Origin of the sequence: Mycobacterium sp., from assembly GCF_035570115.1 — a bacterium.
Lineage (GTDB): Bacteria > Actinomycetota > Actinomycetes > Mycobacteriales > Mycobacteriaceae > Mycobacterium.
Genome location: NZ_DATMLH010000241.1, coordinates 19,782 through 42,086, shown reverse-complemented (window position 1 = coordinate 42,086; position 22,305 = coordinate 19,782). Strand labels below are relative to the sequence as shown.

The window sequence follows — 22,305 nt, the reverse complement described above, 5'->3', positions numbered from 1 at the left end:
CTTCTGGGGCGGCTCGGGTTCGGTGGCCTGCCAGGAGTTCATCACCCAACTGGGCCGCAACTTCCAGGTCATCTACCAGCAAGCCAACTCCCACGGCCAAAGCGTGCAAAACGCCGGCAACAACATGAGCTCCACCGACTCCGCCGTCGGCTCCAGCTGGGCCTGACAAACACCAACCCCGTGGCCCGCGCACCCAACGGTGTGCGGGCCACAATATTTTTCATAGGCATCGCGCTGCTTGCGCTATTGGCGAAACCGGTTGCGCCTCTTGACTATTCGATCTGGCGCGGCCAATCCATGTCAGCTGGATTTTGACGTCATCGCTGCAACACAATGCATTGGCGTTTTAGTACGGGGCGATTCTCAGGCTAATCTCAGCCGCTATTGAACTTGGTTAAGTAGCGGAGATCGGGCGAAAGTCGGCCATCACCAAAGGCTGCCACCCGCTTCGCGATTGGTCCGTAAAGGGGACCGCCGGCATAAGCGTAGCCAGCGTAGCTAGCCCCGCAGGCGGCTGAGCAGGCTATCCGGCCGCTGATAACCGCCAGGACTGCCGTTCGAGTGTCCACCGCCTGTTTGGCTGCCGCTGACCATCAACGATTGACAGCCGGCAATCCGGCCAAAAGGCCCCACTCCAGCGACTCGGCGAAGACATCCAAAATTCGGGAAATTTAGTTCGTGTTTTCGGATGGTTCTCAGACTGCTCTCAGCTAGTATTCGACGCGAGTCCAGGGGTGTGACTCGACAGAGGTCGGCCGCCGTTAAAGGGAGATGTCTATGGAGCTCGGTCTTCGTCCGTACGTAACCGCCGGTGTTGTCGTGGCGGGCGCCGGCTTTATCGCCGCCGCTCCGCTCGGACCGCCGGCGCTGGAGATTCAGACCCGCGCAGTGCAGCTCGCTTCTGTGGACGCCCTCGGCGCCGATCTCAGCAGCGACTTCGCCCAGGGTCAGGAGTTCCCGACCGCGACCTGGGCGGACGTGTCCACCAACACCCTCTCCAACCTTGAGACGATCGGTTCGCAGTTCACCGGTGACCCCACACCGATCCTGTCGGCGATCATCACCAACCAGCTGGACTATGGGAATGAGCTGGCGACGGGCGCGGAGACATCCGCCACCAACCTGGTGAGCGCCCTGCAAGACGGGCCGGACGTGCTGTCGAAGGCTCTCGGCGATCTGACGTCCGGGGACGTCTACCAAGCGGACCAGATCATCACCCAGTACCTGACCGAGACGCCGCTGAGCGTGAGCCGGCCTCTGGACAACGCATTCTTTGACGTCGCTCAGTCAATCGCGAACAACGTCGAGAACGTGCTGAGTTCGGACAACGCCTACCAAACCAACGTCATCGGAGTCGGAGGCGACGACTCCATCCCCCAGTGGTTTAGCGAGCTCGTGCAGGCTCCACTGCTCGCGCCGCACGCCGCTGAGGAAGCGTTCGCCGGGGTCAGCCAGGACATCGTCAATGCGCTGCAAAACGGCAACGACACCCTGGCCGTGACTGATCTGGAGAATGCAGGCTCCACAGTCGTGAACGCATTCCTCAACGGATATGACCTCGGTGACGATGGCGGTGGCCCCACCTACGGGCCAGCAGCATCCGCCCTGGCGGCAATCATGCAAGTGGAGTCGGCGCAAGGGCTACTGAGCGAAAACGGGACAATCGAGACGGAGCGTGAGGCAACCGAGACGGTCGCACGCGAGATCACGGAGCGTGCCAGGGAGTTAGTGACGGCCGACGGCAGTGCCAGCGCGGATTCCAACCTGGTTGGGGACATCAGCTCTCTGCTGAACCCGAGCACAGCGTTGGGCGACTTCGCCTCGGCGTTGGACCCCAACGCCGTAGCGGACATTACGTCGCTGCTGACCGGCGACCTGGCACCCAACGCCAGCGGCTGGGTCGTTGATGTCTTCTCGCTGTTCTGAGATATAGGCCCCAGCAAGCCGATCCGAGCGTGACGCCGCGGCGGACTCTCCCAGAGGCGTTCGCCGTGGCGCTACGGTCGGATCGGGCCAGATGACTACATGCCCACCGCGGCGCACGCGCCGAGGATGGTGGTCGATGCGTAGTTAGCGGCGTTGGCCAAGTGGTTATCGGTTGGCGTGTAGGTGGGCAGCGACACAACGAATGCGCGGCGATACTGTGCGGAGAGGTTGGCCAAATCCTGCCAGAGAGCGTTATCGCTTTGCCGGCCAAGCTGTTCCAGCTTGCCGGCATACGAGTTCATCACCTGGGCAACCCCATAGTTGACGGCCTTCTGCTCGCGATTCCAGTAGATCGCGGGAATGTTGGGATCCATCTTCTGCCACGCGGCGGTGTCCTTGGCGAACTGATCTAACGCCGACTTCCAGTCATCGCAAACAGGATTGGTGGTCGTGAGGAAGGGCTGCGGGTTAGCGGGATTACCGACCGGGGCGATGTCCGACGGTGGCGCCGCAGGCGGCACCAGCGGACCGCGCGCAGCCGCGGGACCATCGCTGATAGCAGCGCAGATTGACCCCAAAGCAGACGACGCGCTGTTCGCGGCACCCGCCAGGTTGTTGTCGGCCGGCGTGTACTTGGGGACGCGTTCGGCGTACGCGCGCGCGTAGGCGATGAACTGCTGGTACAGCTCGCGCATCACCCGATGTGGCGTCAGCTTGACCAGGCCGACCGCCTGCGCTGCGGCACCGCGCATCGACTGCGCCGCCGCGATGAATTGCGCACGCAGCTTCGGCGTCCACGCCGAGGCCGGAACCGATCGATCCCGCTGGTTCCAGAGGCCATCGCCGCTGTGCGCAAGCTCGTTATTGATCGATGTCCACGCCGCGCAGCTGGGATCCTCGGTGATCACGGCGACCGGCCCGGTGTCTTTGGCACTAGCGACCGCGGCCGCGCCTTCCTGGCCCGAGCCGTTATCGGATTGAGCCCCTTTCGGCAACCCCGAGCCACCCCCGCCGAATAGCAACACCACCGCGACGACCGTCGCCAGCACAGCGACCGCGCCGACCGCGCCCATCGCCCACTTGAGGTTCCTATTATTATCCGGATCGTCAGAATGAGACCCCACGGTGGACCAGCTTAAATGACAACCTGGCGGCCGCAGGCAAATTGGCGAGGCGCGGGTCGGCGAATGTCGCCGTCGGCAGGCAGCGGCAGGGTTGACAAACCAGTCGAACAGGCGTTCGAATAGGATGTGCGGTGGGACAGCCAGAACATCGAGGTCGATGACGGCGCCCTGCCCGGATTGGAACGCATCGGTTTCGTCCGCAGCGTGCGGACGCCTCAGTTCGACGGCATCACATTCCACGAGGTTCTGTGTAAGTCCGCGCTGAACAAAATTCCCGACGCTGCTGCCGTCCTGCCCTTTAAATACACGGTCAACGGCTACCGCGGTTGTTCGCATGCGTGCCGCTATTGTTTCGCCCGGCCCACTCACGAATACCTGGATCTGGACTGCGGCAACGACTTCGACACCCAGATCGTCGTCAAGACGAACGTCGCCGACGTGCTGCGCCGCGAGGTGGGGCGAAGGTCGTGGTGCCGCGAGACCGTAGCGTTGGGCACCAACACCGATCCCTATCAACGCGCCGAGGGGCGTTATGCGTTGATGCCGGGGATCATCGGCGCACTCGCGGGGTCGGGCACGCCGATGTCGATTCTGACGAAGGGCACGCTGCTGCGGCGTGACCTGCCGCTGATCGCCGACGCCGCCGAGCAGGTGCCGGTCAGCCTCGCAGTCTCGCTCGCGGTCGGTGATCCCGAACTGCACAAGCAGGTCGAGCCGGGTACGCCCACCCCGCAGTCTCGCCTCGGGCTGATCGCCGCGGTTCGCGACGCCGGCCTGGACTGCCACGTGATGGTGGCACCGGTGCTGCCGTATCTGACCGATTCCGTCGAGCATCTCGATGGTCTGCTGCGCCAGATCGCATTGGCCGGGGCCACCGGTGTCACGGTGTTCGGGCTGCATTTGCGTGGATCGACCCGTGGCTGGTTCATGTCCTGGCTGGCGCGCACCCAACCGCAACTGGTCGGGCAATATCGCGAATTGTACCGGCGCGGAGCATATTTGCCGCCGTCGTACCGAGACAAGCTACGGGCGCGCGCGGCACCGCTGATCGCCAAGTACGGGTTGGGCGGCGATCACCGACGATTCGACGCCGCCCCGCCGCAGCGGGTCGCCGAGGCGTCCCCGCCGACGCTGTTCTGAGCTAGTTGAGGCTGGGTTCGCGGAAGGTGTCGCACTGGTTGGGGTCACCGGTCTGATAGCCAACGGTGAACCAGTGCTGCCGCTGCTCAGAAGAGCCGTGGGTCCACGACTCGGGATTGGTGCGCCCGGTGGCGGCTTTCTGAATCCGGTCGTCGCCCACCGATGACGCCGCTGACAGCGCATCGGCAATGTCCTTGTCGCTCAGCGGTTCCAGGTATGGCACGCCGGTGCTCTCCTGCTTGACGGTGGAGGCGTAGTGCGCCCACACCCCGGCGTAGCAGTCGGCCTGCAACTCGGTGCGCACGCTGCCGCCGGTGGCACCTTGGGCGCCCTGCTGGGCGCGGCCGAGAGTTCCCTGCAGATCCTGCACGTGGTGACCGTATTCGTGAGCCACCACGTACTCCTGCGCCAACGGGCCACCGCTGGAACCGAATTGGGTGCGCAGCACGTCGAAGAAGCCGGTGTCGAAGTAGGCGGTCTGATCCACCGGGCAGTAGAACGGCCCGACCTCGGTGCTGGCCGGTCCGCAGCCGGTGTTGACCTGGCCGCTGAACAGCCGCGTGCGCGGGCGGGTGTAGCCCCGCATCAGCTGCTTCCATACCGCGTCGACGGAGTTGCCGGTAGCCACCACACGGCACTGCACGTATTGGTTGGCGTCGGCGCCGGTTCGGCACTTGCTCAGATCGAACCCGGGTGCTGCGTCCTGGCTGGTGCTCGCCGGCAGCTGAGTGGCCACCTTGCCGGGATCGACCCCGAGCAGCAGGGCCACCACGATGAACAGCAGTCCGCCCAGTCCGCCGCCGATAGCGATTCCCCGTCCGCCACCGCCGGATGCCGACGTCGTGCTGGTGTCGATCTGCATACCCTCGTTGAAGGTCATCGCACTCTCCGTTGCGTCTATGGCGTGCCGCGCAGCCCGGCAAGATCAGCTTTGCACATTACGATTCAGGCGTGCCCGCGGTTGCCGAAGTTCTTGCTCTCGCCCACACCACGGTCGGTGATCTTCGCGGCACCGTCACAGGCGGCGTGGCGGTGTGGCGCGGCGTGCCGTATGCACAGCAACCCGTCGGCCAGCGTCGATTCGCCGCGCCGTCGCCGCTTGTGCCGTGGACGGGTGTGCGCGACGCCGTCGAGCACGCGCCGCTGCCGCTGCAGAGCCGCTCGTCGGTCGCGGGCGACCGCAACGACCCGAAGATTCGCGACGAGGCCTGCCTGACGGTGACGGTGTGGTCACCGGATGTGTCTGGCTCGGTGCCGGTGATGGTCTGGATTCCCGGCGGAGCTTTTCTCAGCGGCGCCGGCCAGCTGCAGTTCTACGATGGGTCGCGGCTGGCCGCCGACGGCAACGTGGTCGTGGTCAACGTGACGTACCGGGTGGGGGTTTTCGGTGGTTTCGAGCTGGGCGGCCTCGGCGCGGGATTCGAAAATAATCTGTGCCTACGCGATCAGATCGCCGCGTTGACCTGGGTGCGACAAAACATCGCCGCGTTCGGCGGTGACCCGGATCGGGTCACCGTGTTCGGTGAATCAGCTGGCGCCACTTCGGTATTGGCGCTACTGGCCAGTCCGGCCGCCGACGGGCTGTTCGGCCGGGCGATCGCGCAGAGCCCTGCCTTGCCGCTGATCGCCGATCCCGCGACGCGAGCCGAGCAGGCGCAGCGGTTCCTCAGCCGGCTCGGCGTAGCTGCGGAAGAGCTGAAAGAACTGCCGCAGCGTCAGTTGCGACGGGCCGCCGGCGAGCTGCAGCTGGCGAGTATCGCGACGACGCCGACGCTGGCGCATGGGCTGACCTACGGGGTCGATCTGCTGCCGCGGCATCCGATCGAGGCGGCGCGGGCGGGCACGGTGGCCCGGATCCCGCTGATCATCGGAACCAACAAGAACGAGGCGTCGCTGTTTGCCAGGGACAAGCCGCCGATGCTGCCGACGACGCCGGCAAATATCGATGGCTATTTCACCCGGGTGGCGCCGCAGGCGCGGGCGCGGGTGCTGGCCGCCTATCCCGGCTACCCACGCCGCCGCGCGCTGGAAGCCATCGGCGCTGACGCCATGTTCGTCGCACCGGCATGGGCGTTCGCTGACGCCTACAGTGCGCACGCGCCTACCTATGTCTATCGGTTCGACCACGCGCCGTGGACGCTGCGGGCGCTGGGCCTGGGCGCAGCGCATGGCAGCGAGATCGTGCACATCCAGCACAGTTACGACTCTCGCCTGGGCCGACGGGTGCACCCGTTGGGCCGGTGGTTGCCGCCCGCGGTGGGCCGTCGGATGCAGCGGAGCTGGCTCGACTTTGCCACCGTCGGCTGGTCGGGCGGTCAGCCCTGGTCTGATGACTGGCCCCGCTACGACACACCGCGGAGGGCGACCCGCGTCATTCGGTCGGCGTCCGACGTCATCGTCGACGATCCCGACGCCGCACGTCGCTCGGCGTGGGCAGGTTTGTACTGATCCAAGTCTCTGGACTCAGCGATCACACTCGCCCAGCAGGGCCAGGCCTCCGCGTCGGCGAGCGCGTCAACAGCTGCTCTGGTGTGATCGCGAGGTCAACGCTGTTGGTGAACCTGTACGGCGCGGTCTCGGTAAAACTCATGCTGATGCGTTCGCAGGGCAACATCTTCGTTATGGGCACTCCTAACGTGTCTAACCGGCGCCTTCGCTGACCCGCATCGCGACCTCCTGCCGCGAACAACAGGTTATATTCTGAGAAAATCATGGCGGCTTGCTGCCGGTTTTCTCAGGTGGCACGTTATCTTTGGGCCTTCGAGAGATGGGAGTCTCCCATGGGCCAGAAGAGATCGCGGGCCGTGCTGGTCGGCCTTAGCGCCGCAGCCGGTGTTTTTGCGGCCGCGGCAATGATCTCGGCTGCAGTCGCGCCGACCGCTCGTGCCGACGACGATTTCAGCGCCGTCATCGCCGACATTCAAGCCGAGGGAACCGCCGCTGCGACCGCTATCTCGACCTCGTCCACGGATTTCGCCGACGGCGATACAGCGGCTGGTCTCACACAGCTCTTCATCGGTTTGGACGACGATGTGGTTGGGGTCCCCGACATTCTCGACGTGGGAACGGTGGGTGTGCTCACGGACACATCGGTGCCCAACGCTCTGGCCAGCGACTTTACCCCCACCGCGACAGGAGGTTTCGGGTTTGACTTCGCGACTCCGACGACCGTCGCCGAATCCGTGACCGAAGCGCAAACTTACTACACCGACGGCACCGCCCTCGCGACCACGATCGAGGGTCTGCCCTCGACCGACTACGGGCTCACAGAGTTCGACAACGCCGTGTCAGCGATCGACCAACTTATTCTCCCCGACCAGATTCAGTTCATCGCCGATCTGGCATACGGCGGGTTCTGACGGACCGGCTAACCCGGGCCGTCGCTGGCCGCCGCAAATAACGGCACGAGGATGTCGCTGATCGGCGTCGCGATGCCGTGCACGCGCGCCTTCCGGATGATCACCCCGTTGCGGATGTCCCACTCCATGGGCCGGCCGGCCTCGCGGTCGGCGAGTATCGAGGTGCTCACGTCCGTGGCTGCTTGGCGGAACATCTCGACTGTCCCGTCGGCGGCGTCGTCGGCCAGTTTTGCGCCCTCGGCGCGGGCGACCGCCAGGCATTCGGCGGCGTAGCGGCTGGCCAGAGCGGCCAGGTCGTCGCGGCGGAACACTCCGGCACGTCGCCCGGTGAGCGCCATCAGACCGGCCACCGCGTTGAGTAGCAGCTTGCGCCAGGCCGCTGTGACGAAGTCGGGGTCGCAGTCGGCGGTGCCGCCGGCACCGCGCCACAATTCGGCGAACGTGGTTGCGGCGGGCCCGGTCGGCAGCGCCAGCCGGGCTTCGCTGCGCAGCCGCACCCAGCCGTCGGGCTGCGTCTCGGCCGAATACCAGACGATGCCCGGGATCACCGTCGACGACGGGCAGTGCGGCTGCACTTGCTCGACCTGCTCGACGCCGTTTTGCAGGACGACGACGATCGTGTGCTCATCACACAACCGCGCCAGCCAGCGACCGGCGTCGTCGTTCTGAGTGGCTTTGAGCGCGAGTAGAACCACGCCGACCGGTTCGGTGATCTCGGCCGGGTTGGTGCAGACCGGGCCGGGCACCACGATTGCCTCGGCGTCGTCGGGCCGCAGTTCGATCCGTGGTCGCGGTGTCCGGCCGCAGATCAGAACCGGGTGGCCGGCCGCATATAGGTACGCGGCGGCCGTCGTACCGACGGCGCCGGGACCGACAATCGCCACTTTTCCGACGACATCCATGGTGATCCTTGAAATTACCGCCTCTAGACTGGGCTGTCGTTTCCACCGTTTACGAGGAGTGTTTGTGCTGCGCAGTCACACCGCGGGTTCGTTGCGGGCCGCCGATGCCGGTGAAAAGGTCACGTTGGCCGGATGGGTGGCGCATCGCCGCGATCACGGCGGGGTGATCTTCATCGACCTGCGCGACGCGTCGGGGGTGTCGCAGGTGGTGTTCCGCGCCGCCGACGTGCTGGCCCAGGCCCACCGGCTGCGCGCCGAGTTCTGCATCGCCGTCGAGGGTGTCGTCGAGATCCGGCCGGAGGGCAACGCCAACCCGGAGATCGCCACCGGCGAGATCGAAGTCAACGCGACGTCGCTGACCGTGCTGGGTGACTGCGCGCCGCTGCCGTTTCAGCTCGACGAGCCCGCCGGTGAGGAGACCCGCCTCAAATATCGCTACCTCGATCTGCGGCGCGACGGCCCCGGCGGGGCAATTCGGTTGCGTTCCAAGGTAAATGCCGCGGCGCGTGCGGTTCTGGCCGCGCACGACTTCGTCGAGATCGAGACCCCGACGATGACGCGCTCGACACCGGAAGGCGCCCGCGATTTTCTGGTCCCGGCACGGCTGCAGCCAGGCTCGTTCTACGCGTTGCCGCAAAGCCCGCAGCTGTTCAAGCAGCTGCTGATGGTGGCCGGCATGGAGCGCTACTACCAGATCGCGCGGTGCTACCGCGACGAGGATTTCCGGGCCGATCGTCAGCCGGAATTCACCCAGCTCGACATGGAGATGAGCTTCGTCGAAGCCGACGACGTTCTTGCGATTTCCGAGCAGGTGGTCAAGGCGCTATGGGTGTTGATCGGGTACGACTTGCCGTTGCCGCTGCCGCGGATCAGCTATGCGGATGCGATGCGACGGTTCGGCTCGGACAAGCCCGACCTGCGATTCGGGCTTGAGCTGGTCGAGTGCGCAGACTTCTTCAAAGACACCACATTTCGGGTCTTCCAGGCGCCGTATGTGGGTGCGGTGGTGATGGCGGGAGGGGCGTCGCAGCCGCGCCGCACGCTGGACGGCTGGCAGGACTGGGCCAAGCAGCGCGGGCACAAGGGTCTGGCGTACGTGCTGGTTGGCGACGACGGTACGTTGGGCGGGCCGGTCGCCAAGAACCTGTCCGACGCGGAACGCGCCGGCCTGGCGGCACACGTCGGTGCCCAGCCCGGTGACTGCATCTTCTTTTCGGCGGGGCCGGCCAAGGCGTCACGCACGTTGTTGGGCGCCGCCCGGGTGGAGATCGCCCACCGGCTCAACTTGATCGACCCGGACGCATGGGCGTTCACCTGGGTGGTGGACTTCCCGCTCTTCGAACCGGCCGATGAGGCCACCGCCGCCGGTGACGTCGCGGTGGGCACCGGCGCGTGGACCGCGGTGCATCACGCGTTCACCGCGCCCAAAGCGGATTCGGAGGCCACCTTCGACACCGACCCGGGCAGCGCGCTGGCCGACGCCTACGACATCGTCTGTAACGGCAACGAGATCGGCGGCGGATCGGTTCGTATCCACCGCCGCGACATTCAGGAACGGGTGTTCGCGATGATGGGTATCGGCGCGGCCGAGGCCCAGGAGAAGTTCGGATTCTTGTTGGACGCGTTCACTTTCGGTGCGCCGCCGCACGGCGGGATCGCGTTCGGCTGGGATCGGATCGTCGCGCTGCTGGCCGGCACGGATTCCATCCGCGAGGTCATCGCTTTCCCGAAGTCGGGCGGCGGCGTCGACCCGCTGACAGACGCTCCGGCGCCGATCACCGCCCAACAGCGCAAGGAGTCGGGAATCGACGTCGTGCCCGAGTCGCACCGAGATCGACGTTAGCGCACGATTTGTCGCGTTTTTCGGCGCCGGCGTCGATCTCGGGGACATGCGTGGCGGAATAGAAGGCCGACCCCGCTAGGTTGACGGGACATGGCCCGCCTCGGCGACGATGCGGGGCGAAGCGACGAGGAGGCAGCGCTAATGGCCCAACCGATCCCGGACCCCGAAACGCTCAAAGCGTTCAACAAGACCGTCGCCGACGAATTCCGGGCCAACGACGGCAAGGTCGGCGGCCAATTCGAGGGTGCCGCCCTGCTGCTGTTGACCACGACGGGCGCCAAATCCGGTCAGCCGCGAGTCTCGCCGCTGGCCTATTTCCGTATCGACGGCAAGCTGCTCATCATCGGGTCTTATGCGGGCGCCGACGTCAACCCGGCCTGGGTGCATAATCTGCGCGCTAACCCGTCGGCGCAGGTCGAGATCGGTAACGAATCCTCGGACGTGACTGCCCGCGAATTGCCGGCCGAGGAACGGGACGAGCTGTTCCCTACGATCACCGCGGCGGCACCGGGTTTCGCCGAGTATCAGGCGAGGACGACCCGGGTCATCCCCGTTTTCGAGCTGCAACCGGCGGCTTAGCCGGCGAGACGGCGGCCTCGCAACCCGATCGACCGGAGCAGCCGATCACGGGCCGATCACGTCGCCCGGCTCCGCGAATTGAGCTACTGCGGGATCGACAGCGACCACAGCTTGTGCAGCCCGCTGCGTATCGGGTGCCCGGACCGCAGGATGTTGATCACTTCGATCGGGAACAGATCCTGGTTGCCGCCGCACTTGGGCCAAGCCTCGGGCCCCTGGGTGGCCAGCACCCGGTTGGCGACCGCGATCTGCTGGTCGCGCGACGCATTAGCCGGATTACCGATGCCGCCGTTTTCGGCCCAGGTGGACGGCTTGAATTGCAGACCACCGTAGAACCCGTTTCCGGTGTCGGCGTTCCACCTGCCGCCCGACTCACACTGCGCCACGGCGTCCCAGTCCATGCCTTCCGCGTATGCCACCCCGGTAGTCGGATCAATGAACACCGATATCGCCAGGACGACCGTGGCGGATAGCACCAGCGACTTGCACACCGCTTGCATACTCAGTGCTCCCCGTAAATAACTCATTTAACACGTGTAACAAATCAGCGTGAAAATTGTCAACGGGTGGGACTTTATGCGTTTAATGAGATCTTTGATGCACCGGCGTTTTGAGTTGCTGGAGTTAATAGAAGTAAATTAGTGTGCCGGTTGGTGTAATTGATACTTAAGTACTCTAACGTTACTAGAGTTACGCAGTTGTGATTGAGTTATCTAGAGTGGCTAAAGTTGCTAGTGTTATCAGAGTTACTACTGTGACTATTGGGTCGACGCGTCCCGCATCGCCGGCTTTCAGTTGACCTCGCCGAGAAACTCCTGCACGAGCCGTTTCGGAGCCTGCGTCAGCCACGCCTCGACAATCAGCTCACGCAGCCCCAGTTCGTCGATCTCGGCCAGGTTGACCAGCACCGCGGGATAGCCGTCGAAGTGCGGGGTGGTGAAATACACACCCGGCTCGTCGGCGATCAATGCGAATTTCACGCCTTCATCGGCCACCCGCACGCCCAGGATATCGCCCGCGGGCGGTTCAATCTCCAAGGCGGCCAACGCTTCCCGATCGGACTTTCGCAGCGGCCGCTCCCAGGCGATCAGCTTCTTGCCGACCCGCCATTCGTGCGGTGACCGCTCGTCGGTGAGCTGCAGTTCACCGATGATGCTGGCGACGTCGTCCCACGTGGCCATGACTCATTGTGCTCCCATATCGCGTGGCCAGCGCGCCGATCGCCGCGCAGACTTGTTCGGGCGTCGCCGCGGCCCGGGGCTGGCTAGTGTTGCAGCTGTGGCCGATCTCGTGCTTCCCGACGAGCCGCTCGCACCGGATCAGCACCCGCCGGGCCCGGGCGCTCGCTACCGGATCACCCACCGCACCGAATACCGCTACTCCCACGTGGTGACCAGCTCCTACGGGCGGGGCTTCCTGACCCCCCGTGACCTGGCCCGGCAGCGCTGCCTTTTCCACGAACTGCGGATCTCACCTGCACCCGCCGACAGCTCAACCAGCCGTGACACCTACGGCAACATCAGCTCGTATTTCCATGTCACCGAGCCGCACCAGACCCTGACCATCACCAGCGAGTCGATCGTGGAGGTATACCCGTCTCCGCCCGAGCGTTGGGGGAGCGGGCCGGCGCAGGCTCCCTGGGAGCAGTCCCGCCCAGTGGGAGTGCAGGGCGCGTTGGCCACCGAGTTCGCGCTGGACCTGGATCCGCCCGAGATCACCGACGCGATACGCGAGTACGCCACTTCCAGCTTCGCGCCCGGACGACCACTGATCGACGTCCTGCGCGACCTCACGTCACGGATCCACACCGACTTCACCTACCGAGCCGGCTCGACGACGATCTCCACCGGAGTCAATGAGGTTCTGATGGCCCGAGAAGGGGTATGTCAAGACTTCGCTCGGCTGGCAATAGCCTGCCTGCGAGCCAACGGGTTGGCGGCTGGCTACGTTTCCGGATACCTGGCCACCAATCCACCACCGGGGAAGGACCGAATGATCGGTGTCGACGCAACCCATGCCTGGGCCGCGGTCTGGACCCCGCAACCGCCTGGGCGGTTCGAGTGGCTGGGGATAGACCCCACCAATAACCAGATCGTCGACGAGCGCTACATCGTCGTCGGGCGGGGTCGTGACTACGCCGACGTGCCGCCACTGCGCGGGATCATCTACACCAACTCCAAGAAGAGCGTGATCCACGTCGCCGTCGACGTCGTGCCCTACGAAGGTGACGAGCCGTATGCGTGATTTCCACTGCCCCAACTGCGGCCAACGTCTGACGTTCGAGAACTCGGCGTGCCTGGCCTGCGGGAGCACTCTGGGTTTCTCCCTGGACGAGATGGCCCTGCTGGTGATCACCACCGGCGACGACGCCGACAAGGCTGGCTTCGTCAGCGCCAGTGAACACGAACTGTGCGCCAATCGTCATGTCGCCGAATGCAACTGGCTGGTCCCGATCAATCAACCTCGCCTGCTCTGCGTGTCGTGCGCGCTGACTATCGAACGGCCCAATGACGCCGACACCGCCGGCCTCGCGGAGTTCGCCCAAGCCGAAGCCGCCAAGCGTCGGCTGGTCGCCGAGCTGCACGAGCTGAAACTGCCGATTGTCGGCCACGATCAGGATCCCGACTACGGCCTGGCCTTCCGGCTGCTGTCCAGCGCACACGAGACGGTGCTGACCGGCCACGAAAACGGGGTCATCACAATAGATCTCGCGGAAGGCGACGACGTGCACCGCGAGCAGTTGCGGGTCGAGATGGACGAGCCGTACCGCACCCTGCTGGGACACTTCCGCCACGAGGTCGGGCACTACTACTTCTATCGGCTGATCTCGCCGTCCAGCGACGACGACGCGCGGTTCCGCGAGTTGTTCGGTGATCCGGACGCCGACTACCAGGAGGCGCTGGACCGCCATTACAGCGAGGGCGCGCCCGAGGGGTGGAAGAAGCGGTTCGTGTCATCGTATGCGACCATGCACGCCGCCGAGGACTGGGCTGAGACGTTCGCCCATTACCTGCACATCCGCGACGCTCTCGACACGTCGGCCTGGTGCGGGCTGGCGGCGGCGTCCGCTACGTTCGACCGGCCGGCGCTGGGCCCCAGCGCTTTTCAGACGATCATCGACATGTGGCTACCGCTCTCGTGGTCGCTGAACATGGTGAACCGGTCGATGGGCCACGACGATCTGTACCCGTTCGTGCTGCCGACCGCGGTGCTGGAAAAGATGAAGTTCATCCACACGGTGATCGACGAGGTGACCTCGGCGGCAGGCAAACCCGCGGCGGTCAGCGGGTAGCCGCGGCAGTACCGGTCACGGCATCACCCGACGCTCGTCGGGCCCCCACAGCGGTTGCATTCCGCCGGGCAGTGCCAGCTGCGTCGCGGTGATCACGTCGGCCAGTTCGCGCAACGCGGTATGCACGGCAGTCAGCAGCTCGGCCAGCTTGGCGCGGCGTCGGTCGGCGGAAACCGCTTCCAGTGCCGCGGGATCCGACCGGCGCAGCAGGGTGCTCACCTCGGTGACCATTCGCTCCGGCCGCGACGATCCCGACGAGCCGGGCAGGTCGCCGAGGTCGACCCGTAGTCGCTCCAGCTGATACATCAACGACCGCGGGTTCGTCGCGTCGAAGAGCATCAATTCGGCCAGGGCGGCGACACTGACCTTGCCCACCGTGCGGCGGCGATAGATGACCGCCGATTCGCACGCCACCAGGGTCGACTCGATGATCGTTCGCTCAGCGGCGGCAGGGCGGACGGTGGTCAGGGTGGCACCGAGTAAGGCCGCCAGGCCAAGTCCGCGCTCGATCCGCTTGCCGATGTCCATCATCGTCCAGCCGACGTCGTGCACCATCGACTCCCCGGCCACCCCGGCCAACGTCAGCATCCCGACCAACGTCTGCGATTGGGCCGCGGCGAGCGCCGTGTCGGCCTCGACGAGCGAATCCGGCGGCTCCGCCCGGTGCGCGAGCGTGCGCTCTACGCCGGCCAGCACCACCCAGGTGTCGTTGGACAACTGGTCGCGGACCGCCCTGGCGGCGTGGGCCAGCCGGTCGACCGACTGAACCAGCGACCCCGGCCGGCTGCGGTCCATGGTCAGCGACCACAACGTCGAGGGTGCGATGGCGATGGCCTCGGCGTGGTCATCCGACCCGATTCCGGTACCGGTAATCCGGTCCAGCGCGGCCATCAGGACCGGCACACACTCGCTTTCTTTGGTGTGCTGGCGGTGCCGGTATTCGTAGTAACGCTGGCGCGCGACGATCAGCAACCGGGCCATATTCTCGGCGCGTTCGCCGTAACGGCCCATCCAGAACAGGTCGGACAACACCCGTGGCGAGCTGACCGCCAAAGTCCCCGCACCCATCTTCACCGGCGGCTCGAGCGGCGGCAGGGTGACGGTGACCGCCTCGGCTAGCGCACGTTCCGTGGGACGGATCCAGACATCTTTTGCTACAACGGTTTTCAGCGTGTACGCGGCCGGTCCCGCGGCCAGCACGTAGCCCAGACCGCCGATCATCGGCGCATAGCCGCCCCGCTGAGCGACCGTGAACAACCGCATCCCCACGGCGGCCGACGAGAACTCACCGACATAGTTGGTTGGCGCCGAGGAGAATTGTGGGAGCTCCTGGCCGACCCACTGCCAGGGCGTAGCCGTGATGCAGGCAGCCAGCGCGGCCAACTGCGCCGTCGAAAGTGTCGGCCCGACAAACGTTTGCCCGCCGACGGTGGACTTGATCAACAGCGACGATAGCCGCGCCAGCAGATGCGAGCGTTCGCTGTCGAAGCCGCCCCAGTAGCTGGGCGCGGTGGCCAGCAGCGGTGCTTCGCCGAGCAACCGTTCGGCCAGCTCGGGCAAGAACCGCAGCAGCCCAGGGCTTTCCAGGATCCCGCTGCCCAGCGTGTTGACTACGGTCACCGTTCCGCGGTGTTGCGCCTCCACCAAACCGACGACGCCCAGCCTGGAATCGGCTCGAAGATCCAGTGGGTCGGTGTAGGTCGCATCGACGCGGCGGAACACCACGTCGACGCGTTTGAGCGTGCCCAGCGAGCGCATCCACACCTTGCCGTCGCGTACCACCAGATCCGCGCTCTCCACCATCGGAAAGCCCAGCAGCGTCGCGAGATACGCTTGATCGAAAGCAGTTTCGGAGTAAATGCCCGGGCTGAGCACAACCACCACCGGGTCTTGGACGCCGTCGGGCGCCGCGTCGATCAGCGCCAATCGCAGCGCCTGCGCGAACGGCGTCGTCGGGTGGGGCGCGACCTTTTCGTAAAGGTCAGGCATCGCGTGCGCGACCACCCGTCGGTCCGCCAGCGCATAGCCGGCTCCGGAAGGCGCCTGAGTCCAGTCGGCGTTGACCTGGAAGGTGCCGCCCGGCAACCGGCTGACATCACAGCCGTGCATGAAGAGTTGGTGGTTCCCCGGCACCTCGATTCCGGCGGCGGCGCGCACGTAGCCGGGGTGCGCGAACAGCAGTTGGGGCGGTAGCACGCCCTCGGTGAGGGAGCGGCGGGGCCCGTACAGGTCGGCGAGCACGGCGTTGAGCATGCGCGACCGCTGGAGCAGCCCGGCCTCGAGTACTTCCCAGTCCGCCGCGGCCACCAGCAACGGCAGTGAGTCCAGGTGCCAGGGCCGGGGCTCGACGCCGTTGCCATCGACTGCGGGCCGGGTGTCGGATTCGATTCCGGTGTAGGTGATGTCGTCGTTGTCGACCAGTTGATGCACCGCCGAGCGCAGCCGATTCAGCCCGGCCCTTCCGCGCTCCCCGACAGCGTCGGCGAGCTCGGTCCAGGCGGGCCGCACATTTCCCGCAGCGTCGACGAACTCGTCGTAGCCGATGACCGGGCCCGCTAAGCCGGGGGTGCGCAGATCGAACAGGGTTTCCTGCGCCCGCGCGGCGCGATAGCCGGCCAGGAGCCGGTCGACGTCGGAGCGGTGGCGAAAAGCTGCCGACGGCTCGCTGGAGGGTAATGCCATTTCAGCCGATGCCATTACCGCAGAACGGTACGCACGCGCCGCAGGTCAAGGATGCCCGGCGCGCCGATGTCGGTGGAAATTCGGGCCTGCTTTTCCCGGATGTCGGACAGGTCGAGTTTGCCCGGGGTGAAGCCGGTGGCCTCGAAGCGGCGGGCGCGGCGAGACTCGGCCTCGACGGCGTTCACCGGGGGCTCGTCGTAGGAGCGGCCGCCGGGATGGGCGATGTGGTAGGTGCAGCCGCCCCGCGACGTTCCGGTGGCCAGGTCCACCAGCTCGAACTGCAGCGGGCCGTCAACCGTGATGCTCGGGTGCAAAGCGCTGGGCGGCTGCCAGGCCCGAAACCGCACCCCACCCACGTGGATGTCGGGGTTGTCGGTGGCCAGCAGCGGCATCGGATAGCCGTTGCATGTCACCAGGTAGCGGTCGCGGTCGGCGCCGATGATGCGGACCTGGATGCGCTCGACCGACGAGTCGACGTAGCGGGCGGTGCCGGTGGCGGTCGCCTCCTCGCCGAGGGTGTTCCACGGCTCGATCGCCCCGCGCAGCTCGATCTCTACGCTGTCGAACACCGCGGTGCCGATGCGTGGGAAGCGGAATTCGGTGAAGGGATCCAGCCAGCTGGTCTCGAACGGGATGCCGTGCGCGCGCAGGTCGGCGGCGACGTCGGCGATGTCATGAATGAGGAAGTGCGGCAACAGGTATCGCCCGTGCAAGTTCGAGCCGTGCCGGATCAGCGGAGCCCGCAGCGGCTCGTCCCAGAACCATGCCACCAGCGAACGCACCAGCAGCGACTGCACCATCGCCATTCGCAGGTGCGGCGGCATCTCGAAGCCGCGTAACTCCAACAGGCCCAGCCGGCCGCGCGGGCTGTCCGGGCTGTAGAGCTTGTCGATACAGAACTCGGCACGATGAGTATTGCCGGTGATGTCGGTCAGCAGGTGGCGCAGCGCGCGGTCGGTCACCCAGGGTTGTGCGCCGCCGTCCTTGGAGGAGGACGCGAGCCGGGCGATTTCGGCGAACGCGATCTCCAGTTCGTAGAGAGCCGCGGCGCGGCCCTCGTCCACTCGCGGCGCCTGCGACGTGGTGCCGATGAACCGGCCGGCGAACAGGTAGGACAGCGACGGGTGGCGCTGCCAGTAGGTCAGCAGCGAGACCAGCAGGTCGGGGCGGCGCAGCAGCGGCGAGTCCGCGGGCTTGATGCCGCCCAGGGTGATGTGGTTACCACCGCCGGTGCCGCCGTGCGTGCCGTCGACGTCGAACGACTCCGTGGACAAGCGGGCCAGCCGGGCCTGCTCGTAAAGGGTCTCCAGCTGCTGGCGCTGCTCGGCGAAACTGGCCGTCGGTGCGATGTTGACCTCGATCACCCCGGGGTCAGGGGTGATCGTCGTCGACGTCAGCCGCGGGTCCGGCGGCGGTTCGTAGCCTTCGATCACCACCGGGCAGCCGATTTTCGCGGCCGCGGCCTCGAGCCGGGCAATGAGGTCGACGAAGTGCTCCAGCGCCTCGGTGGGCGGCAGGAACACGTAGAGCAGCCCGTCGCGGACCTCGGCGACCATCGCGGTGATCGGCGCGGTCGCCGAGTCATCCGGGTCCTCCAGCAATGTTTCGCCGTCGGACAGGCTTATCACGTCGCCGACGGCTGTCGGGTCGGCGACGGCGGACGGCCGCGGCGGCTTCCAACTGATCGAATCCAGTGGCAGCCGCAGACCCGCAGGCGAATCCCCGTCCAGCAGCACGATCCGGCCGCGGCGCAGTCGCCAGTCGGCGCTGGCCCAGCCGAGGTCGTCGTCGCGGCGGTGCAACGGCAGCGCGAACGCCGCCGCGGGCGTGGTGGGCTCGTCGAGGTGTGCCAGCAGTGCGGCCCGGCCGGCAACGGTGTCCTCGGCCAGGTCGTCGTCCGATGCCACCGGGTCGCCCTCGGGCTGCCGGACCTTGGCCGCCAACCGCGACAGCGGGTCCTCGAAGGCCGGCCGGACCTGCGAAAGCGGTAGTCCCAGACCGTCGGCGATGCCGGCGAGCAGCTGGTAGGCCGCCTCATTGTCGGCGGGGTCCGCGGGTTGGCTACTCGAGTCACTGCCCCAGGGGTCGGCCAGCAGCGTGTTGTCGGTCCACAGCGGCTGCCCGTCGGTCCGCCAGTACAGGGCAATCTGCCAGCGCGGCAACGGTTCGCCGGGATACCACCTGCCCTGGCCGCGCTGGATCAGCCCCTGCGGGGCCCACGCCGCCTTCAGCCGGGCGGCTAGATCGGATGCCCGCCGGCGCTTGTGCGGACCGTCGGCGGCTGTGGTCCACTCCTCGTCGACCTGGTTGTCCACCGATACGAAAGTCGGCTCGCCGCCGATGGTGAGCCGAACATCGCCGGCGGCGAGCCGCTCGTCGACGTCGCGTCCGACCTCGCAGATCGTCCGCCAGGCCTCGTCGGTGTAGGGCCGCGTGACGCGGGGGTCTTCGTGGACGCGGGTGACGGTGTTGGAGAACTCCAGCACCGATTCGCACGGTTCGACGCCGCCGGTGATCGGGGCCGCGCTCGCCGGGTGTGGCGTGGCCGCCAGCGGGATGTGGCCCTCGCCGGCGAACAGTCCCGACGTCGGGTCCAGGCCGATCCACCCCGCGCCGGGGATGTACACCTCCGCCCATGCATGCAGGTCGGTGAAGTCCGCGGCCGGCCCTGACGGCCCATCGATCGCTTGGACGTCGGATGCCAGCTGTACCAGGTAGCCGGACACGAACCGGGCGGCCAATCCGAACTGACGCAGGATCGACACCAGCAGCCACGCGGAGTCACGGCATGAGCCGATGCCGGTCCGCAGCGTGACATCCGGCGTCTGCACGCCGGGCTCCATCCGCAGGCTGTAGCCGACGTCGGCGTTGATCGCCTGGTTGAGCGCGACCAGGAAGTCGATGGTCCGGGTGCCATTCCGGACCGAGAAGTCCCGCACCCACTCGGTGACCAGTTCACCGGGCCCGGAGCCGTCGCCGGCTTCGTCGACCGGCCGCAAGTACGGTTCGAGGTCGTCGGCGAGCGCCTTCGGATAGGTCAGGCCGCCGGGCGGCCAGACCTCGGCCCAGTCCTCGATGAAGAAGTCGAACGGGTTGATCACCTTGAGGTCGGCGATCAGCCCGACGGTGATGGTCAGCCGACTGGTGGGATTCGGAAACACCAGCCTTGCAAGGAAATTGCCCAGCGCGTCCTGCTGCCAGTTGATGAAGTGGTCAGCCGGCTCGATCCGCAGCGAGTAGGCCTCGATGGGCGTGCGTGAGTGGGGCGCCGGGCGCAGCCGCACGACGTGCGGATACACCCGGACCGGCCGGTCAAAGGTGTAGCTGGTGCGGTGCTCCAGCGCAACTTTGATGGTCATAACCGCTGATCCCATCACAACAGCCACACCGCCGCAGCACAGCCCGATTCAACGCCGACCGAGTGGCGTAACCGGGTTTCGGACGTTCTCTTTCCTAGGATCGCTCGAGTGGATGATCGCTACGGCCCTGACGTGCTGGCCCGCGACCCGCACAGCGCGCGCAAGATCCGCTCGGTTGAATTGCCAATAGAACTCGGCATGGTCGTCGAGGACGCGCAGACGGGCTATGTCGGGGCAGTGGTGTGTGTCGAATACGGCCGAATGGAGCTCGAGGACCGACGCGGCCGCACTAAGCCGTTCCCGATCGGACCGGGCTATCTCGTCGACGGCAAACCGGTGATCCTGACCGCGCCGCGACGACCGTCACCCACCGGCGCCACCCGCACGTCGTCGGGTTCGGTGGCGGTGACCGGAACCCGCGCCCAGGTAGCCCGTGCCGGGCGGATCTATGTGGAGGGCCGCCACGATGCCGAGCTCGTCGAGCAGGTGTGGGGCGATGATCTGCGGATCGAGGGCGTGGTGGTCGAATATCTCGGTGGCGTCGACGATCTCGTCGGCGTCGTCGAGCAATTCCGCCCGGGCCCCAAGCGACGGCTCGGCGTGCTCGTCGACCACCTGGTGTCCGGGTCAAAGGAAGCGCGACTGGCCGAAGCGGTACGCCGCGGCCCGGGCGGCGTGCACACGCTGGTGGTCGGGCATCCGTTCGTCGACATCTGGCAGGCCGTGAAACCGGCCCGGTTGGGTCTGTCAGAGTGGCCGGTTGTGCCGCGTGGCACCGACTGGAAACACGGGATATGTCAGGCGCTGGGCTGGCCGCACGCCGGCCCGGCCGACGTCGCCGCGGCATGGCGGCGCATCCGCGGCCGGGTGCGCGACTGGACGGATCTCGACGCAGCGCTGATCGGCCGGGTAGAGGAGCTGATCGACTTCGTCACGCAGCCGTGACCCGCGGCGATCGCAACCGCGGCGAAGACGGGCGCAGCGGGTCGATGCGAGGAGCCCGCGGGCTCAGGGGGTCAGCGGCGCGATCTGGCCACCGGAAAGCCGGCGATAGGTGTAGACCTGGACCAGCAACGCCAGCGGGCCGCCCACGAGGATGCCGACGCCGCAGACGAAGAAGCCGGCCAGCACCAAAAGGCCTTGCACCAGGAAGGACAGCAGCGTACTGCCGATGTCCGACCGGACCGTGGTGAAGCTGGCCTTCAGCGCGTCGATCGGTGACAGGCCGTGATCGGTTGCAAAGGCGATCGTGAACAGCGCGAAGAAGGTGAACACGGCGATCGCCACCAGCGCCAACAGGGCGAAGATCGCGCCGGGGAGCAGCGACAGCGAATCCAGGATCGCGCTGATCACGCTGAGCAGCGCACCGGCCAGGATGACATTGCCGAAGTTGCGCGGCTTGAAGAAGGAACCGACGCTGACCGGCCTGCCGTCGGCGAGGTCGAGCGCACCGGACAAGAAGCCCGCTTGCACGAAGATGCCGTAGACGAACGACAGGATCGACAGCACGAGAGTGCCGGCGGTGCCCAAACTGGCCGTAAACGATGCGCCGTAGTCGTCGCCGACATCGGTGGTGTTGGCGTTGGCGCCGCCCAGCAACACGAACACCAGCGCGTGCAGGATCACTCCGACCAACCCGTACACCAAGGTCGCGGCGATCAGCGGTAAAGGATTCTTGGCGAACTTATTCCGGGCCCACCGGAACGCATCACCGATGCTGAAATGCTGGCCCGGGGGCGGTGGGTAGCCGGGCTGGGACGGGTACCCAGGCGGCGGCCCGTAGCCGGGAGGCGGCCCGTAGCCCGGCGGCGGCCCGTAGCCGGGCGGCGGCGGTGGCGGCCCACCATACCCGGGTGGAGGCGGGCCGTACCCCGGCGGCGGCCCCGGAGGTGGGCCATAGCCGGGTGGCGGTCCCGGAGGTGGCCCATAGCCCGGTGGTGGCCCGGCAGGCGGTCCTGGAGGCGGGCCGTAGCCGGGCGGTGGGTAGTTGCCGGGATTGGGGTTAGCGCCCCACGGATCGCTCGGGCCGCCGGGGTGCTCTGGGGGTCGGCTCATAGCCGCTCCTGCCTCGTGTGGTGGAGTTCTGCCGTATGCCTCAG

18 protein-coding genes and 1 pseudogene are annotated in these 22,305 nt (G+C 66.6%); 10 read left to right on the top strand and 9 right to left on the bottom strand.

All coding sequences use genetic code 11. The annotated features are described in order from the left end of the window. Together VNW74_RS22230 and VNW74_RS22225 are read left to right on the top strand one after the other, a co-directional pair. Positions 1-166: WXG100 family type VII secretion target (locus VNW74_RS22230; protein ID WP_325678548.1), on the top strand; the 166-nt coding region annotated here is incomplete at its 5' end. Positions 167-777: 611 nt separating this feature from the next. After that, a complete protein-coding gene (locus VNW74_RS22225; RefSeq protein WP_325680794.1) occupies positions 778-1,926 on the top strand; it encodes a hypothetical protein in 1,149 nt (382 codons plus the stop codon). A 95-nt stretch (positions 1,927-2,021) separates the two neighbouring features. Here VNW74_RS22225 and VNW74_RS22220 read toward each other — a convergent pair whose 3' ends face one another. Next, positions 2,022-3,050, bottom strand: a complete 1,029-nt coding sequence (locus VNW74_RS22220; RefSeq protein ID WP_325680792.1) for a hypothetical protein — start codon at positions 3,048-3,050, stop codon at positions 2,022-2,024. Between the two features lie 126 nt (positions 3,051-3,176). Between VNW74_RS22220 and VNW74_RS22215 the strand changes: the two genes are divergently transcribed. Further along, a complete protein-coding gene (locus VNW74_RS22215; RefSeq protein WP_325680790.1) occupies positions 3,177-4,190 on the top strand; it encodes an Rv2578c family radical SAM protein in 1,014 nt (337 codons plus the stop codon). A 1-nt stretch (position 4,191) separates the two neighbouring features. Here the strand turns inward: VNW74_RS22215 and ypfJ are convergent, their stop codons facing one another. After that, entirely contained in the window at positions 4,192-5,070 is an 879-nt protein-coding gene (ypfJ, locus tag VNW74_RS22210; protein ID WP_325680788.1) for a KPN_02809 family neutral zinc metallopeptidase, read from the bottom strand. Between the two features lie 71 nt (positions 5,071-5,141). On the opposite strand from ypfJ, the gene VNW74_RS22205 reads away from it, so the two are divergent. Further along, positions 5,142-6,638, top strand: coding sequence for a carboxylesterase/lipase family protein (locus VNW74_RS22205; RefSeq protein WP_325680786.1), 1,497 nt, complete (start codon positions 5,142-5,144; stop codon positions 6,636-6,638). Between the two features lie 14 nt (positions 6,639-6,652). Here VNW74_RS22205 and VNW74_RS22200 read toward each other — a convergent pair. Next, positions 6,653-6,804, bottom strand: a pseudogene (locus VNW74_RS22200) (SRPBCC family protein); the annotation flags it as partial. A 166-nt stretch (positions 6,805-6,970) separates the two neighbouring features. Here VNW74_RS22200 and VNW74_RS22195 point away from each other — a divergent pair. Further along, complete coding sequence (locus VNW74_RS22195; RefSeq protein WP_325680784.1) at positions 6,971-7,549, top strand: hypothetical protein; 579 nt, start codon at positions 6,971-6,973, stop codon at positions 7,547-7,549. A gap of 8 nt (positions 7,550-7,557) precedes the next feature. On the opposite strand, the gene VNW74_RS22190 is transcribed toward VNW74_RS22195, so the two are convergent. Next, a complete protein-coding gene (locus VNW74_RS22190) occupies positions 7,558-8,451 on the bottom strand; it encodes an oxidoreductase (protein ID WP_325680783.1) in 894 nt (297 codons plus the stop codon). Positions 8,452-8,509: 58 nt separating this feature from the next. Here VNW74_RS22190 and aspS point away from each other — a divergent pair, with 58 nt between their 5' ends. Continuing rightward, the gene (gene aspS, locus VNW74_RS22185) at positions 8,510-10,294 is read left to right on the top strand and encodes an aspartate--tRNA ligase (RefSeq protein WP_325680782.1); all 1,785 of its coding nucleotides are present in this window, start codon (positions 8,510-8,512) and stop codon (positions 10,292-10,294) included. Between the two features lie 141 nt (positions 10,295-10,435). After that, on the top strand, positions 10,436-10,873 hold the full coding sequence (locus VNW74_RS22180) for a nitroreductase family deazaflavin-dependent oxidoreductase (protein WP_325680806.1): 438 nt from the start codon (positions 10,436-10,438) through the stop codon (positions 10,871-10,873). Positions 10,874-10,956: 83 nt separating this feature from the next. Here the strand turns inward: VNW74_RS22180 and VNW74_RS22175 are convergent, their stop codons facing one another. Both VNW74_RS22175 and VNW74_RS22170 read right to left on the bottom strand, forming a co-directional pair. After that, positions 10,957-11,400: a transglycosylase family protein gene (locus VNW74_RS22175; protein WP_325680781.1), complete on the bottom strand. Its 444-nt coding sequence runs from the start codon at positions 11,398-11,400 to the stop codon at positions 10,957-10,959. A 264-nt stretch (positions 11,401-11,664) separates the two neighbouring features. Then, a complete protein-coding gene (locus VNW74_RS22170) occupies positions 11,665-12,054 on the bottom strand; it encodes an MmcQ/YjbR family DNA-binding protein (protein ID WP_325680780.1) in 390 nt (129 codons plus the stop codon). A gap of 109 nt (positions 12,055-12,163) precedes the next feature. On the opposite strand from VNW74_RS22170, the gene VNW74_RS22165 reads away from it, so the two are divergent. Both VNW74_RS22165 and VNW74_RS22160 read left to right on the top strand, forming a co-directional pair. Continuing rightward, positions 12,164-13,117, top strand: a complete 954-nt coding sequence (locus VNW74_RS22165) for a transglutaminase family protein (protein WP_325680804.1) — start codon at positions 12,164-12,166, stop codon at positions 13,115-13,117. After that, the gene (locus VNW74_RS22160) at positions 13,110-14,165 is read left to right on the top strand and encodes a putative zinc-binding metallopeptidase (protein WP_325680779.1); all 1,056 of its coding nucleotides are present in this window, start codon (positions 13,110-13,112) and stop codon (positions 14,163-14,165) included. Before VNW74_RS22165 ends, VNW74_RS22160 begins: the two co-directional genes overlap by 8 nt. Positions 14,166-14,180: 15 nt before the next feature. On the opposite strand, the gene VNW74_RS22155 is transcribed toward VNW74_RS22160, so the two are convergent. Together VNW74_RS22155 and VNW74_RS22150 are read right to left on the bottom strand one after the other, a co-directional pair. After that, positions 14,181-16,847 carry a circularly permuted type 2 ATP-grasp protein gene (locus VNW74_RS22155; protein WP_325680802.1) on the bottom strand — a complete coding sequence of 889 codons (2,667 nt, stop codon included), beginning with the start codon at positions 16,845-16,847 and terminating at the stop codon, positions 14,181-14,183. Between the two features lie 14 nt (positions 16,848-16,861). Next, positions 16,862-20,206 (bottom strand): transglutaminase family protein, encoded by a 3,345-nt coding sequence (locus tag VNW74_RS22150; protein WP_325680777.1) that lies wholly within the window; start codon positions 20,204-20,206, stop codon positions 16,862-16,864. Between the two features lie 108 nt (positions 20,207-20,314). Here VNW74_RS22150 and VNW74_RS22145 point away from each other — a divergent pair, with 108 nt between their 5' ends. Next, the gene (locus VNW74_RS22145; RefSeq protein ID WP_325680775.1) at positions 20,315-21,151 is read left to right on the top strand and encodes a DUF3097 domain-containing protein; all 837 of its coding nucleotides are present in this window, start codon (positions 20,315-20,317) and stop codon (positions 21,149-21,151) included. 63 nt (positions 21,152-21,214) lie between these two features. Here the strand turns inward: VNW74_RS22145 and VNW74_RS22140 are convergent, their stop codons facing one another. Beyond that, positions 21,215-22,261 (bottom strand): hypothetical protein, encoded by a 1,047-nt coding sequence (locus VNW74_RS22140; protein ID WP_325680773.1) that lies wholly within the window; start codon positions 22,259-22,261, stop codon positions 21,215-21,217. Positions 22,262-22,305: the final 44 nt, after the last annotated feature.

Excerpts from the sequence above, each read along its gene's own strand:
- VNW74_RS22180 (WP_325680806.1), top strand. The coding sequence starts at position 10,436 with ATGGCCCAACCGATCCCGGACCCCGAAACGCTCAAAGCGTTCAACAAG.
- ypfJ (WP_325680788.1), bottom strand. The coding sequence starts at position 5,070 with ATGACCTTCAACGAGGGTATGCAGATCGACACCAGCACGACGTCGGCA.
- VNW74_RS22190 (WP_325680783.1), bottom strand. The coding sequence starts at position 8,451 with ATGGATGTCGTCGGAAAAGTGGCGATTGTCGGTCCCGGCGCCGTCGGT.
- VNW74_RS22170 (WP_325680780.1), bottom strand. The coding sequence starts at position 12,054 with ATGGCCACGTGGGACGACGTCGCCAGCATCATCGGTGAACTGCAGCTC.
- VNW74_RS22140 (WP_325680773.1), bottom strand. The coding sequence starts at position 22,261 with ATGAGCCGACCCCCAGAGCACCCCGGCGGCCCGAGCGATCCGTGGGGC.
- VNW74_RS22155 (WP_325680802.1), bottom strand. The coding sequence starts at position 16,847 with ATGGCATTACCCTCCAGCGAGCCGTCGGCAGCTTTTCGCCACCGCTCC.
- VNW74_RS22150 (WP_325680777.1), bottom strand. The coding sequence starts at position 20,206 with ATGACCATCAAAGTTGCGCTGGAGCACCGCACCAGCTACACCTTTGAC.
- VNW74_RS22225 (WP_325680794.1), top strand. The coding sequence starts at position 778 with ATGGAGCTCGGTCTTCGTCCGTACGTAACCGCCGGTGTTGTCGTGGCG.
- VNW74_RS22175 (WP_325680781.1), bottom strand. The coding sequence starts at position 11,400 with ATGAGTTATTTACGGGGAGCACTGAGTATGCAAGCGGTGTGCAAGTCG.
- VNW74_RS22160 (WP_325680779.1), top strand. The coding sequence starts at position 13,110 with ATGCGTGATTTCCACTGCCCCAACTGCGGCCAACGTCTGACGTTCGAG.
- VNW74_RS22195 (WP_325680784.1), top strand. The coding sequence starts at position 6,971 with ATGGGCCAGAAGAGATCGCGGGCCGTGCTGGTCGGCCTTAGCGCCGCA.